Below are 14,024 nucleotides of genomic sequence, written 5' to 3'. Positions count from 1 at the left end.
AAAGTTATGATGGATTAAGACACTACGACTGGATATTCGGCGGATTGCTTGATCCGCTTCAATCTCTTCATCACGTCATTCTCGCCGCGTCCGAAATAGTCATGCAGCTTGCTGTATTCCTGATACAGAGAGTCGTACACTTCTACATGCTCGGGGATCGGCTTGAAAGTCTCTTCCTTCACGCGCGCCATATATTTAGCGGCATCGATGATCGTGTCATAGCCGCCCTGCTCCTTGCCTGCCGCGACAGCCGCAAACATCGCGGCTCCGAGGGCCGGTGTTTGCTTGGAGTCTGCCACGATGATTTCGCGGTTGGTAACATCCGCATAAATCTGCATCAGCAGACGATTTTTCTGCGGCAAACCTCCGCATGCATACAGTACATCGACATTTACGCCGTTATCATGGAACGCATCTACGATTTTACGGGTACCAAACGCCGTTGCTTCAAGCAGAGCCCGGTAGATTTCCTGCGGCTTCGTCAGCAGGGTCATTCCGAGAATCATCCCGGTCAGATCCGTATCCACGAGCACCGAGCGGTTGCCGTTCCACCAATCGAGTGCCAGCAGCCCGGTCTGGCCCGGCTTGTAGGCCGCGGCTTCCCGCTCCAGCCATTGATGGACACCGATGCCCTCCTGCGCAGCAGCCTCTTTAACGTAAGCAGGCAGTGCTTCTTCCACGTACCATTCGAAAATATCGCCGACCGCTGATTGTCCCGCCTCATAGCCGAACAGTCCCGGAATAATGCCATCCTCCACAACTCCGCACATGCCTTCGACCTGCTTCTCTTCCGTTCCGAGCAGCATATGGCAGATCGAGGTTCCCATCGCCATTACCAGCTTTCCGGGCGTGACCACGCCGACAGCCGGTACGGCCGCATGGGCATCCACGTTGCCTACCGCAACGGCAATACCCGGCTTAAGCCCCATCATTTCAGCCATCGCTTCCGTCAGTCCGCCTGCATTGCTTCCGAGCGGAATAACGTCGCCGCGCAGCTTCGTATCCGTTAAATGCTCGAGCCTTGGATCAAGCGCTTTAAAATACTCCTTGCTCGGATACCCGTCCTGCTTGTGCCAGATCGCTTTATAGCCTGCTGTACAGCTGTTGCGGACGATGTTGCCCGTCATTTGGGAGATGACCCAGTCCGTCGCTTCAAGGAACATATCCGCGCGTTCATAGATGGCTGGTGCTTCATCAAGGATTTGCCATATTTTAGCAATCATCCATTCGGATGAGATTTTGCCCCCATAGCGAGGAAGAAAGGCTTCGCCTCGCTCCGCCGCGATCCGATTAATCTTGTCGGCTTCCGGCTGAGCCGCATGATGCTTCCAAAGCTTCACCCAGCTGTGCGGCTCGTCGGCAAGTCCGGGATCGAAGCAAAGCGGCTCGCCCCGTTCATCCACCGGCAGCATCGTGCACGCCGTAAAATCAATCCCGATCCCGATCACGTCCGCCGGATCGATTCCCGACTGACGAATGACGGCCGGCACCGATTCGCGCAGAACCTCGAGATAATCTCCGGGATGCTGAAGCGCCCAGTCATGCTCCAGCTTCTTCCCCGAGCCAGGCAATACCTCGTCTATGACGTGATGCCGGTAAGGCGTAACATGATCGGCGATTTCATGCCCGTTCGCCAGATCGACCAGAACCGCACGGCCCGATTGGGTACCGTAATCGACACCGATGGTATACTTTTTCCCCACTTGATTTCCTCCTCAAAGCAAGATGATATAGATGTGCTGCTTTTGCTTCCCTGGTCATTTCCTTTAACCCAAGTTCAAGATGTTAAGATAAGGGCCGGTTTCACGCTATTTTTGTCCGTAATAGGCATTGACGCCATGCTTTCGCAAATAATGGCGATCCAGCAGAGCCTGATCCATCGGAGGCGTATCCGGATTGATCTGCTGCATTCTGGCGGCAATTTTGGCACACTCTTCGAGCACGACCGCATTGTGAACCGCGTTATCCGCATCCTTTCCCCAGACGAACGGCGCATGGGAATGAACCAGCACACCCGGTATGCGGTTCGGGTCCAAATCCGCGAAGCGCTCGACGATCACGTTGCCGGTCTCAAGCTCGTAATCACCCTCAATCTCGCTGCGGGTCATCGGGCGGGTTACGGGAATCTCTCCGTAGAAGTAATCGGCATGGGTCGTTCCATAAGCAGGCAATGCGCGTCCAGCCTGAGCCCAGCTCGTTCCCCACGGGGAATGGGTATGCACGATCCCTCCGATCTCCGTAAAATGCCGATAGAGCACCAAATGGGTCGGTGTATCGGAGGATGGCCGCAAATGGCCTTCGACAATTTGGCCTTGCAGGTCCAGCACGACCATATCCTCCGCCTTTAACTCCTCATAAGGAACACCGCTCGGCTTGATGACAACCAGCCCTTGCTCACGGTCAATACCGCTTACGTTACCCCACGTAAATGTGACGAGCCCGTGCTTGGGCAGCGCCAGATTCGCTTCCAGCACCTGCTGTTTTAAATCCTCTAACATGAACAAACCGCTCCTCTCTATATTTGAAAAATATAGTTGTACGTACAAGTTGGCGAGCAACGGTCCGATTTCTCGGACCTTTGTTCATTTTATGCTCAACTATTCAGTATCTGTCCTGCCGGTTTCATTACGGACTCTCTCTCCACCAGCTGCGGCTGAAAGATCGTATCCTCAATGACGGCGGCATCCTCAATCATGCTGATCAGCTGACTGGCTGCCATCACGCCCATCTCGGTCTTCGGATGCGTCAATGTCGTCAATTTCGCTCCCGCTGCCAAGGCGAGCGCCGAATCGTCAAAGCCGATTACCGATACATCGCTTGGGACATGCTGGCCGCATCGTCCCGCAGCTTCGATCAGGGCAACGGCTAACTCGTCGTTGTAGCATACCAGCCCTGTTGGGCGCTGGTCATGCGGCAGACTCAGTAGCTGCACCGCCTGTTCATATGGGAACACATTCCGCTGTTCGGTCGTATAGGTGATCACCCGATCGGGCGATACCGGAATGCCGAATTCCCGGTGGGCACGCAGAAAGCCCTTCAGCCGGTTTACGCCCTGGAGGTCATCCCTTTTAAAAAAGCCTGCAATCCGGGTATGGCCCTTCTCGATCAGGTGGCGGGCAGCCTTATAGCCCCCGGCCTCATCATCCACTTTCAGGCACGGGCATTCGAGCTCCTGATACTTCTCGTTGATCATCAGAAACGGAATTCCCTTCTCCTGCAGTGACAAAAAATAACTGAGGTTCGGGTTGCCCTCCGCACTCTTGGTCGGCTCAATGATGAGCCCGCTGAGCGGCTGGCTCGTCATCAGCTGCAGGCTCTCCATCTCCTTCTCCTTGTTGTTGTCCGTGCTTGCCAGCAGAAGCCGGTAGCCTTTGCTGCGAAGCTCGGCTTCCGCCCCGCGGACAATATGCGGGAAGATATAATCGGAGATGTAGGTTGTGACGATGCCGATCGTCTTCACCTGCTCGCTTCCGTGCCGCTTGGGATTTTTCGCGAACGTCCCCTTGCCTTGAATTCGCTCAAGCCAGCCTTCCTTCTCCAGCTCGCCGAAGGTTTGGCGGACCGTCTGCCGGCTGACGCCGAACTGATCGGCGATTTCATGCTCCGAGGGCACCTGCTTCCCCGGCTCCAGCCTGCCCGATTCGAACCAGGACAGCAGCTCGTTCTTCAATACCATATATTTGGGTATCCGTCTGTTATTCATCGTTCACCTCTAGCCTTACGCACTCATGATACCGGGATCGATCCATTATCCATCGATCATCCCGGAGCTATCTCGTTATTGTAACACAGGCCAGGGCATTACTGACAGATACCCGAACCCCCGATCAGCGAAGACGATAGGCAGCTTCGCTCCAGCGCAGCTCATTTTTGAACCGGGAAAGGCTTGTGTCTTTGTCAATGATAACCGCTTCAATACCGGCCATCTCCGCCCAGTCGCTCAGCTGCTCGGACGTAATCGCGTAAGAAAGGACCGTATGATGCGCACCGCCGGCCAAAATCCAAGCCTCTGCCGATTCCCGAAGCGACGGCTGCGGCTTCCACAATACGCGGGCTACAGGCAGCTTCGGCATCGGCTTCTCTACTTTGACGCCATCCACCACATTGACCAGAAGACGGAAGCGATGGCCGAGGTCAACGAGCGATGCATTCACGGCAGGACCGTCCTGGCCGTTGAATACGAGACGTGCCGGGTCGGCTTTTCCGCCGATGCCGAGCGGATGAACCTCCACCGATGGCTTATCGAGCGCGATCGTTGGACATACCTCCAGCATGTGCGATCCGAGAATCATATGGTTACCCGGCTCGAAATGATAGGTGTAGTCCTCCATAAAGGAAGTGCTCTTGTTGCCGGCAAGGACCTTCAGAACTCGGGTCAACGCCGCCGTCTTCCAGTCGCCTTCGCCGCCGAATCCGTAGCCTGCTTCCATCAGTCTCTGTACGGCTAAGCCGGGAAGCTGCTCCATGCCGTGCAAATCCTCGAATGTCGTCGTGAATGCGCCAAATCCGCCCTCCTCGAGGAAGCGACGCAAACCGATCTCGATGCGGGCTTGATAAGCGATGGAATCGCGGACCGGACCGTCAGATAGTCCTTCCTTCGTGATGGAGTACTGCTCCGCATATTCGTTCAGCAGCGATTTCACTTCATCATCGCCGACTTGATTCATCGCATGAACCAGATCGCCGATGCCATAGCCGTTGACGGACCATCCAAGCTTAATTTGCGCTTCGACCTTATCTCCCTCGGTGACGGCAACCTGGCGCATGTTATCGCCAAAGCGAGCAACCTTCAGTCTGCGGCTCTCGGCATAAGCGGCAGCCGTTCGCATCCAGCCCGCGATCGCGCCGCGAACCTCGCCGTCCTCCCAGTGGCCGACAACGACCTTGCGGGCGATGCCGAGACGTGCTCCGATATGGCCGTATTCACGGTCCCCGTGCGCGGATTGGTTCAGATTCATGAAATCCATGTCGATGGTTTCCCAAGGAATATCGCGGTTGAATTGGGTATGGAAATGAAGAAGCGGCTTCTGCAATTGGGACAAGCCGGCGATCCACATTTTCGCAGGGGAGAACGTGTGCATCCAGGTCATGATCCCTGCACAGGTCTCATCATTGTTAGCTTCGAGAATCAATTGGTATATCTCATCCGGTGTCGTTACGATCGGCTTGAACACGATAGGGAACGGGAATACCGGATCCTTGTCAAAATCGGCGGCCACGATGCGGGAATGCTCTGCAACCTGTTCTAGCGTTTCCGGTCCGTATAAATGCTGGCTGCCGGTAACGAACCAAAAAGTATGCGGTTTCAACTTCATGATTAACGCCTCCTGTTATGAGTGCTGTCTAGCTAACTTGTACATACCTATGATCACAAACGATTCATTAACACAAAATTGTACGTACAAGTTGATTTACTCACATTCTACTCGTGCTAATCATAAATAGCAAGCAGAATTTATACAAAAATAGGCTGAAACAGGCATAGATTTCACTCCGATTGCCTGATTCAGCCTCCAAGATATTCGCTCTAATCTATTTTAGCAGCCAAGGCACTACGATTATTCCTAATAATTATGCGGCGTTCTTGCTAGTTTTCGAAGTATAAACCTTAGCTTCTTGCCCGATGATTCAGATAGGATACCGGCACCCTGTCCGGGTAATCCGTTATAATCCCATCCACCCCGCTCTCCATCAGGAAGGGGATTTGCAGCACATCCCGAATCGTCCAGACGAAGGTCTTCATTCCGGCTTCATGAATTTTCCTAATTAATGACCCGGACACAAGCTTTACAGAAACATTAATGTAGTCGGCATAGCTGCTGAATTCCTGCAGCCGCTCCTTCGACAACTCCTTCGAACTCGTGGCGACGATGCCAAGCGGTATATCCGGCATCAGCTCGTGAAAGCGGCGGAGCGAATCCGTGTCTGCCGATTGGACCATAATCATCCGCGAGGCATCCCGCACACGGTTTACTGACGGTGCCTTCCGCTTCAACACACCGGCAACCTTCTCTTCAATTCCTGGATACCGGGAAGGAAGCTTGAGCTCGATCAACAATCCGATTTCCCCGCCGAAACGCTCCATGACTTCCTCCAGCGTCGGAATCGTCTCTCCCGAAAAATCCGAATGATACCAGGCTCCGACATCCAGCGACTTCAGCTCCTGCAGGGTTAATGCTCCCACTTCGCCTTGGCTGTTGCTGGTCCGCTCCACGTTGCTGTCATGGATGACGACTACATGTCCGTCCCGACTAAGCTGCACGTCCAGCTCCAGCATATCCGCCCCCATATCGAATGCCTTCTGAAAGGATGCCATCGTGTTCTCCGGAGCATATCCCGAAGCCCCACGATGCGCAATGTTGACCCAGTCACCGCTTCGCTCTTCTCTCCATTCGCTCCGAACATCCGCCGATGCCAGAGTTGGCGGCGGCTCCTGCAGCGATGCCGCAGCCGGACGCAAGCTGCTAACGGTCAGCATAACCGTCTGCATAACGGCCAGAATTACCATGCTCTTTTTCATATCGATTGAATCACCTCTGCCCCGATCGGTCCGAAGGCCTTGTACTTATATGTTTAATTAAGAATGTCTTCCTGATAATCAGGATTTTGCACATTCCATTCCCGCGCTTCCGGGTGCTATGGACGAACTAAACCTTTTGGCTCTTTGAATTTGCGGATTGAGAGTTGCTCTTTGGATGCTTGCCATATCCTCGATATTAGTAGTTCCCTGCCGTTTCACGTTTCAATCGGACCGACACGGTTATTTTCCAAATAGACTTCTTCTCCTCTTCCCTATCGTATTTTCGCAAGCCGCTTTTCCGCTAGCTGAATCGCAGATCATGTGATTTTCTATTTTATGTCTTGTAAAATGAACGTAAATGGAGTAAGTTGAACATATATGAACGTCATACTTTTTTTAAAAAAACTATGATCACGAGGAGAGATGAAGTAATGGAAAGACGATATGCCTCACATCCGAATGAAGTAAAACAGTTCGATACCGAACGGCTGCGGAAGGAGTTTCACATTCCGGTATTATTCAAGCAGGATGAATTGGAGCTAGTTCTTACGCATGAGGATCGCTTGATTATCGGCGGCGCCGCCCCGGTTCACAAGCCGGTAAAGCTTGATACAGACATGAAGGAGCTGGGCGTTTCCTTCTTCCTCGAGCGCCGCGAGCTCGGCATTATCAATATCGGAGGAGCCGGAAGCGTTGCCGTTGACGGGACGGAGTATTCCTTGAATAACAAGGAATGCCTGTATGTCGGCATGGGGGCCGAGGAGGTCATTTTTACCAGCGCCGATCCGGGGAACCCTGCTAAGTTCTACTTGAATTCGGCTCCGGCTCACCAGACATTCCCTACTGCCAAAGCGACGCTTGAGGAAGCCGATTCCAGCGCGCTTGGCGATATTAAAAATTCCAACGACCGCGTCATCTACCGTTTTATTCATCAGAAAGGCATTCAAAGCGCCCAGCTCGTCATGGGCATGACTTTGCTGAAGGAAGGCAATATGTGGAACACGATGCCTGCCCATACGCATCCGCGCCGCATGGAGGCTTACTTGTATTTCGATTTGCCGGAGGATGCGGTCGTCATTCATCTCATGGGAGAGCCTTCCGAAACAAGACATATCGTCATGCGCAACGAGCAAGCGGTAATCTCGCCAAGCTGGTCGATTCACAGCGGTGTCGGCACAAGCAACTATACCTTTATTTGGGGAATGGCGGGAGACAATAAGAGATACGATGATATGGACCCTGTGTCCATGAAGGATTTAAAATAGAGAGGATATATTTATATCCATTTTTATGACGGAAGAGTTGAGGCTTTATGAACCCGCTGCGGCGATATGAAAAAATCATGGAATACCTTCTGACCTACAAGGAAGTTACCGTGGCCGATTTGAGCCGCCAGCTTGAGGTCAGCGGAAAAACGATCCGCGAGGATCTGACCAAGCTGGAGGAGCAGGGTCTGATCGTGCGCGTGCACGGTGGAGCCGTGCTGGCACAGAGCGATCAATTCGGCATTTTGCCGTCGAGGGAGCCCCTTGCCAAGCATGCCGATGAGAAATCCGAGATTGCGGACAAGGCCCTGGCTCATATCCAGGCTGGCGACATCATCGCGCTCGATGGAGGCAGCACGACACTGGAAATCGCCCGCAAGCTGGGCGATAAGGACCTGACGGTCATTACCAATGATGTCTATATTATCAGCGAGCTGGCTTCAAAGAGCAGCGTTCGTCTCGTCGTACCGGGCGGGTATCGCGTGCGCAACATGCTTGCCGGCCCCGAAGGCGTAGCGTATGTGAAGCAGCTGAACATACAGAAGGCGTTCATCTCTGCGACCGGTGTCCATATCGATCACGGGTTATCGATTTATACCGGCGATCTGATCGCCTTCAAACGGGCTCTGATCGACACCTCGCTCGAGGTATACGCGGTTGTTGACCATCACAAATTCGGCCAAACGGCGCTCAGAACATTTTCCACGCTGCATGAGCTTTCCGGGATCATTACTGATCAAGGCTTGCCGGAAGAAACGTACAGCCGCTACATCGCCGCAGGCATTAAATTGGAATAGCACACATCGCATCGCTTCGCATTCGCTTTCTTGGCAGATGCCAAGCTGTGAGGGCTAGAGTGGAGAATATTAGACCGGGAAAGGGGATTCAACTGCACATGAACAGGTTTGATTTAACAGGCAAAACCGCGCTGGTCACCGGATCGGCGCGCGGCTTGGGTCAGGGAATCGCCATCGCTCTCGCTGAAGCGGGAGCCGATATCGTTGCGGTATCCATGAATACAAGCGCGGAAACGATTGAAGCCGTAAAGTCCTTCGGCAGGAAGGCCTCGGAAATTCGGGTTGACTTAAGCGATCACAGCAAACTGGAGGATACGTTCAATCAGGCGCTGGAGCTGAATGGACGCGTTGACATCCTCGTTAACAACGCCGGCATCATCCGGCGCACCCCAGCCAAAGATCATCCGGTGCAGGACTGGCTCGACGTGATCGATCTGAATCTGAACACCGTCTTTATGCTGTCCCAGCTTGCGGGAAGGCATATGATCGAGCGCGGAAGCGGCAAAATGATCAATATCTGCTCCATGCTGTCCTATCAAGGCGGGATTAATGTGCCGGGATATACGGCCAGCAAGCATGGCGTTGCCGGCTTGACCAAAGCCTTGGCGAATGAGTGGGCAGCCAGCGGCATTCAGGTAAACGGCATCGCGCCGGGTTATATCGAAACCGATAACACCGAAGCGATTCGCCAAGACAAGGAGCGCCGGGCATCCATTACTGAACGGATTCCGGCAGGACGCTGGGGCAAGCCGGAAGATATCGGCGGTCCTGCCGTATTCCTGGCCTCGTCCGCTTCCGATTATATGAACGGTCATATTCTGTGCGTTGACGGCGGCTGGATGGCCCGTTAATGACCGTTAAGGCAATGGACTTTGAAGCCTTCAGGCAGATCCGCAAAGCGCGGTGAGCCTGAAGGCTTTTTATTATTTCGGATTCCTTCGTAAGCAAGGGAACTCATCGAACGCTTTGCCTTTTTAACCTATCCTCTTTATCCTTTCCGCTTCAGCGATCCCGTTTCAGCGGCTTCTAAACTCCCATTATATCAAAAAGCGCGAATAGCCCGGTCATCCTTTGGGAAAAGATAACGTTACGGTATGGCCGTCATAGGGCCTTGAACATAGAAAGGATGATATCAATCATGCGCGGAACACGTGCGAAACGATCTGTCAGCCTGCTCTTGCTGCTCTCCCTTGCAAGCACGTTGCTGCTTCCCGGTTGTACATTCGACAGCCAGGACCGGGTGCCGACGCCGAATATGGGAGTCAATCCGTACCGGGTCAACACAGGAAACCTGCTTGGCAATGCCGTCGAACGCGGCACTTTGCGGATCGGAACCGAGCGGGACTATCCTCCATTCAGCTATCGCGGTACCGGCGGAAGACTTACGGGGTTTGATGTGGAGATTGCCGAAGAGGTCGCACGCCATATGGATCTCCGGGCTGAATTTACTGAAGAGTCCTGGGATCGTCTTCTCCCCGGATTAACCGAAGGTAAATACGATGCCGTATTTAATCAAATCGAAGACCGGCCCGACCGACGGGAATTGTACGATTTCTCCATCGCCTATCTGTCAACCGTACCTGTGTTACTGGTCCGCACGGGTGAAGAGGGGATTCGGTCTTTTTCAGATATGAAGGGCAAACGGGTCGGCCTGAACCCGACGGGAGCCTATCAAGGCATTGCCCAGAAGCACGGAGCGAAGATCGTGCCTGCCAAGTATATCCGGGAAGCCGCTGACATGCTGGTCAAGGGAAGCATCGATGCGGTGATCACCGATCAGCTGTCCGTCACCAATCTAAAGCAGCAGCTCCCGGACCTGCCGGTGCAAGCGGCCGCTTCATCCAGGGAGGTATTCGAAGTATCCGCCGCATTCGTGAAAGGGAACCCCGATCTGCTCGCTGCGGTTAACAATGCACTGGCTACCATGCAGCAGGATGGAACCTACTTAACGATCTGGAACAAATACTTTGGGGATACCCCGCAAAGCTACAAAGGCATTCATGACCTCAAGGACAAGCCGTAACCGTGCCCGGGGATGAGCTTCCCGGTCACGCCCCTGCAGCCCCTTTCCATGGCCGGCAAGTCTAAAATAAGAGGCGCCTGCATGAGCTGATACCAGTTCATGCAGGCGCCTTTATATAATCCGCTCGTTAGGATTCCTCTGTCTTCTCTTCGGCCGCAGCTTCGTCTGCCTCTGCAGGCTCCTCCGTCTCGGCTGCCTCGACGGCCCGTGGTACGATAACCGTGGCAAGCACTTCCTCGTCCGAGGCATGCAGGGTAATGCCCTTAGGCACTTGAATGTCGGCAACGGTGAGCTTATCGCCGATTTCGAGCGAGGATACATCTGCTTCAAGCGTTGACGGCAGCTCGCCCGGCAGTCCCTCGACTTCAAGCTCTGTTACCTGCGTTTGCAGGATGCCGCCCGTTTTGGTGCCGGGTGCGGTTCCATGGTATTCGACCGGAATGCTGACACGTACAGGCTTATTCATCGATATGCGAAGAAAATCAATATGAGCGACGTTTCCGCGTCTCTTCTGTATATCTTTAATCAATACGGGAATCTGGCCAGAGCCTGGAATGTCCAGATGGAACACTTCCGAGCGTCCGGTATGAAACAGCTTGGCCGTTTCCTTCAAATCAACGGCTACGGGAATGCTTTCGTCGCCCCCGCCGTATACAACACCCGGAACGCCGCCTCTCTCTCGAAGCGCTCGACGTGAACCCCTTGTAAATTCATTTCGTACTTGTGCGGTGAGTTGAACGTTGTTTCCTTTTGCCATGAGTGAAAATCCTCCTTTATCGAAAACAAAGTCTATCTCATTATTACCCTTTTTTTGTGCTAGCTAATCATTTTTTCGTAGAATGTTTCACTTCGAATCGCTCAGGGTAATAAGCATTACCCCTTTTGAAATATAAAACAGGAGCCATCCTTTCGTTGATAAGGATGGCTCCTTCTTTGATGCCACACATAACTCGCAGCTTCCCTAACTGGCAACACCGCTGCGCCGGGTCACGGACCATCCCTCGCTGCCGCTTTGCATCGAGAAACGGACCGTCTTCTGTTCGGGCGGAATGTCGATATAATAATCCTGATCGCCTTCCCGGTTCTCCCACTCGCGCAGCCGAAGGATGCAACCGATTCGCCGAACGCCCGCAGCCGCATAGATTACCGCCCTGGCCTTGGTGTCCACCCCTTGCGATAACGGAACGCTGCCGTCCTGCACGCCGGTTCCCCACACCCAGGCGTTCCAGCCCTCGTACTTGCCGTCCTTGCGTTCGTATTCCAGCTCAATCTTTACTAATCCGTCCTTAAGCGCATTGCGGTCTTCATACAGCACCATCAGGGATACCCCTGGTACCCGGATGGACGCCCGGTCCGTCGTTTTGATCGGCTCGGTGCCAGCTCGTTCTTCGTTGACCACGATGTTCCAGCGGTATGGGGTAGGCGGCAGTTCGACCTTCAAATCCTGCTCATTTGCATTGGCAATGACGACGATTTGCCTCCATTCCCCGCTGCCGGAGCCGCCTTGAATACGACAGGCAACCAATCGGTCGCTGGCGTGCAGCACCTGCATTCGACGCTCAATCTCCTCGCGCTTCGACAACCGAAAGGCCGGCTGCGAACGGCGAAGATGGATCAGGCCTTTATAATAGTCGAACACCGGTTTGAACAGCTTCTTGTTGGACCAGCGGATGGCGTTTATGGCATCACCGCTCCGGTAGCTGTTGTGGTCGCCAAATTTCGTCCGGAGCAGCTCGTCACCAGCGTGGAGCAGCGGAATCCCTTGGGAGAGCAGCACGATCCCGTTGGCAAGCAGGCTGCGGCGGACGGGATCCGATGACATGACCTGATCCGCTTGGACGCCGGCGTAAGGCCGGGAAGCTGCCGTTGCCTCCCAGAGGCTGCCCCCGTTCTGCAGCCTGCCGTCATGCAGCCGAAGCAGACCCGCCTCCTGGTCCATTCCCAATGTTATCAGGATTTTATCCCACAGATTCAAGTTGTCATGAACCGTGACATAATTTATCGTTTCGCTAGCGTCCTGTGCGAAATCGTGGATGGACCCCATCATTCCTTCTGCTATGGCCCCTTCCGTCCACGGCTCGCCGGTAGCAAAACCTCGTCCTTGCCCGTCATTATCGCCCTTGATGGCATAACGGAAATGATCATTGAATACCGCAAAGCCTTGGCCCCTTTGGGTGCCCTTTACGGTCTGCTCCGCCAGCGGGCTAAGCCCTCCGGTCCACGGCTCGCCGTAAAACAGCAGCGACGAATCAACCTCCTCCCGAAGCTCCCGAACCACTTCCTTCATGGTGGTTGTATCGATGAGCCCCATCAGATCGAACCGAAATCCGTCGATATGATATTCCTCTGCCCAATACCTTAGCGAATCCTTGATGAATTTGCGCACCATCGGCTTCTCCGTTGCCAGCTCGTTCCCGACCCCGGAGCCGTTGGATAAAGCTCCGCCGCAGTCCCTGCGGTAAAAATATCCCGGAGCAAACCGCTCGAATGGCCCGTCATCCACCGTAAACGTATGGTTGTATACGACGTCCATGACGACACGGATTCCGCAGGCATGCAGCGCCTGAATCATTTCCTTCAGCTCCCGGATCCGGACGGCAGGGTCCGCCGGGTCGGTTGCGTACGATCCTTCGGGGACATTGTAATGAAGCGGATCATAGCCCCAGTTGTACTGGCTGCTGATCGAGTCGGAGCCGTACCCGTCAAGCTCATTGACCGTGGCAAAATCGAAGATCGGCAGCAGATGCACATGCGTGACGCCAAGCTCAATCAGATGGTCCAACCCGAGCGTATTGCCGTCCTCGTCCCTGAGTCCCCGCTCGGTGAAAGCCTTGAATTTCCCTCTATATTTCATCCCCGAATCGGTATGAATCGAGAAATCGCGTACATGGAGCTCGTACACCACGGCATCGGTCGGCTGAATCAGCGGCGGCCGTACATCATTCGCCCAGCCCTCCGGATTCGTAACGGTCGGATCGATGATCGCTCCGCGGCAGCCGTTGGCCGAGACAGCTCTTGCATATGGATCCACCCCGTAGCATAACTTACCGTCTTCGGATCGGATCTCATACATATAAAATTTCCCGTGCAAATCCCCATGGACATGCACACTCCATGTTCCATCCGGGCTGCGTTCCATAACATATCGTTCTCCGCCCTCATGGTTTGTCACAAGACCATTATCATTGTAATCGCCGGCACTTTCATACAGCGCCAGCCGAACGCTCTTCGCAGCAGGGGCCCAAACCTGAAAGGCAGTTCCCTGTTTGCTGTAGAACGCTCCCAGTCGATCGCTCGTGCAGCTCTTGATCATGTCCATATTCATCCTCACCGTCGCTTTAAAAGTAGATTCGCATCCAGTATGGGCACCTGAATCATGAGACAGACCTCCAGCATTTGAATGTAAAACGCTTTCATAT

General features: G+C 53.9%; 11 protein-coding genes. 4 read left to right on the top strand and 7 right to left on the bottom strand.

Annotated elements, in window-relative coordinates:
• Positions 1-14 precede the first annotated feature (14 nt).
• From J2Z18_RS27115 to J2Z18_RS27095, 5 genes are all read right to left on the bottom strand, one after another.
• Entirely contained in the window at positions 15-1,703 is a 1,689-nt protein-coding gene (locus J2Z18_RS27115; protein WP_210095606.1) for a ribulokinase, read from the bottom strand.
• Positions 1,704-1,808: 105 nt separating this feature from the next.
• On the bottom strand, positions 1,809-2,498 hold the full coding sequence (gene araD / locus J2Z18_RS27110; RefSeq protein ID WP_028405028.1) for an L-ribulose-5-phosphate 4-epimerase: 690 nt from the start codon (positions 2,496-2,498) through the stop codon (positions 1,809-1,811).
• Between the two features lie 95 nt (positions 2,499-2,593).
• Positions 2,594-3,703: a GntR family transcriptional regulator gene (locus J2Z18_RS27105; RefSeq protein ID WP_210095605.1), complete on the bottom strand. Its 1,110-nt coding sequence runs from the start codon at positions 3,701-3,703 to the stop codon at positions 2,594-2,596.
• Positions 3,704-3,827: 124 nt separating this feature from the next.
• The gene (gene araA / locus J2Z18_RS27100) at positions 3,828-5,315 is read right to left on the bottom strand and encodes an L-arabinose isomerase (protein ID WP_210095604.1); all 1,488 of its coding nucleotides are present in this window, start codon (positions 5,313-5,315) and stop codon (positions 3,828-3,830) included.
• 293 nt (positions 5,316-5,608) lie between these two features.
• The gene (locus J2Z18_RS27095; protein WP_210095603.1) at positions 5,609-6,520 is read right to left on the bottom strand and encodes a glycerophosphodiester phosphodiesterase; all 912 of its coding nucleotides are present in this window, start codon (positions 6,518-6,520) and stop codon (positions 5,609-5,611) included.
• Between the two features lie 431 nt (positions 6,521-6,951).
• Here J2Z18_RS27095 and kduI point away from each other — a divergent pair, with 431 nt between their 5' ends.
• The 4 genes from kduI (at position 6,952) to J2Z18_RS27075 (ending at position 10,605) form a co-directional block, all read left to right on the top strand.
• A complete protein-coding gene (gene kduI, locus J2Z18_RS27090) occupies positions 6,952-7,785 on the top strand; it encodes a 5-dehydro-4-deoxy-D-glucuronate isomerase (RefSeq protein ID WP_210095602.1) in 834 nt (277 codons plus the stop codon).
• A 47-nt stretch (positions 7,786-7,832) separates the two neighbouring features.
• A complete protein-coding gene (locus J2Z18_RS27085) occupies positions 7,833-8,582 on the top strand; it encodes a DeoR/GlpR family DNA-binding transcription regulator (protein ID WP_007129287.1) in 750 nt (249 codons plus the stop codon).
• A 98-nt stretch (positions 8,583-8,680) separates the two neighbouring features.
• Positions 8,681-9,433, top strand: a complete 753-nt coding sequence (gene kduD, locus J2Z18_RS27080; protein WP_028405022.1) for a 2-dehydro-3-deoxy-D-gluconate 5-dehydrogenase KduD — start codon at positions 8,681-8,683, stop codon at positions 9,431-9,433.
• A 287-nt stretch (positions 9,434-9,720) separates the two neighbouring features.
• Complete coding sequence (locus J2Z18_RS27075) at positions 9,721-10,605, top strand: transporter substrate-binding domain-containing protein (RefSeq protein ID WP_007129285.1); 885 nt, start codon at positions 9,721-9,723, stop codon at positions 10,603-10,605.
• Between the two features lie 127 nt (positions 10,606-10,732).
• On the opposite strand, the gene J2Z18_RS27070 is transcribed toward J2Z18_RS27075, so the two are convergent.
• Together J2Z18_RS27070 and pulA are read right to left on the bottom strand one after the other, a co-directional pair.
• Positions 10,733-11,362: a 50S ribosomal protein L25 gene (locus J2Z18_RS27070; RefSeq protein WP_007129284.1), complete on the bottom strand. Its 630-nt coding sequence runs from the start codon at positions 11,360-11,362 to the stop codon at positions 10,733-10,735.
• Positions 11,363-11,566: 204 nt separating this feature from the next.
• On the bottom strand, positions 11,567-13,918 hold the full coding sequence (gene pulA / locus J2Z18_RS27065; RefSeq protein ID WP_100085206.1) for a type I pullulanase: 2,352 nt from the start codon (positions 13,916-13,918) through the stop codon (positions 11,567-11,569).
• Positions 13,919-14,024 lie beyond the last annotated feature (106 nt).

The sequence above is a fragment of the Paenibacillus lactis genome (assembly GCF_017873605.1).
Taxonomy (GTDB): Bacteria; Bacillota; Bacilli; order Paenibacillales; family Paenibacillaceae; genus Paenibacillus_AQ; species Paenibacillus_AQ lactis.
The sequence above is the reverse complement of the archived record's forward strand: the minus strand, read 5'-3'. Positions and strand labels throughout refer to the sequence as shown.

Bases quoted from the DNA above. Each gene is read 5' to 3' on its own strand.
- araA (WP_210095604.1), bottom strand. From the start codon at position 5,315: ATGAAGTTGAAACCGCATACTTTTTGGTTCGTTACCGGCAGCCAGCAT.
- kduD (WP_028405022.1), top strand. From the start codon at position 8,681: ATGAACAGGTTTGATTTAACAGGCAAAACCGCGCTGGTCACCGGATCG.
- araD (WP_028405028.1), bottom strand. From the start codon at position 2,498: ATGTTAGAGGATTTAAAACAGCAGGTGCTGGAAGCGAATCTGGCGCTG.
- J2Z18_RS27075 (WP_007129285.1), top strand. From the start codon at position 9,721: ATGCGCGGAACACGTGCGAAACGATCTGTCAGCCTGCTCTTGCTGCTC.
- kduI (WP_210095602.1), top strand. From the start codon at position 6,952: ATGGAAAGACGATATGCCTCACATCCGAATGAAGTAAAACAGTTCGAT.
- pulA (WP_100085206.1), bottom strand. From the start codon at position 13,918: ATGATCAAGAGCTGCACGAGCGATCGACTGGGAGCGTTCTACAGCAAA.
- J2Z18_RS27070 (WP_007129284.1), bottom strand. From the start codon at position 11,362: ATGGCAAAAGGAAACAACGTTCAACTCACCGCACAAGTACGAAATGAA.
- J2Z18_RS27095 (WP_210095603.1), bottom strand. From the start codon at position 6,520: ATGAAAAAGAGCATGGTAATTCTGGCCGTTATGCAGACGGTTATGCTG.
- J2Z18_RS27105 (WP_210095605.1), bottom strand. From the start codon at position 3,703: ATGAATAACAGACGGATACCCAAATATATGGTATTGAAGAACGAGCTG.
- J2Z18_RS27085 (WP_007129287.1), top strand. From the start codon at position 7,833: ATGAACCCGCTGCGGCGATATGAAAAAATCATGGAATACCTTCTGACC.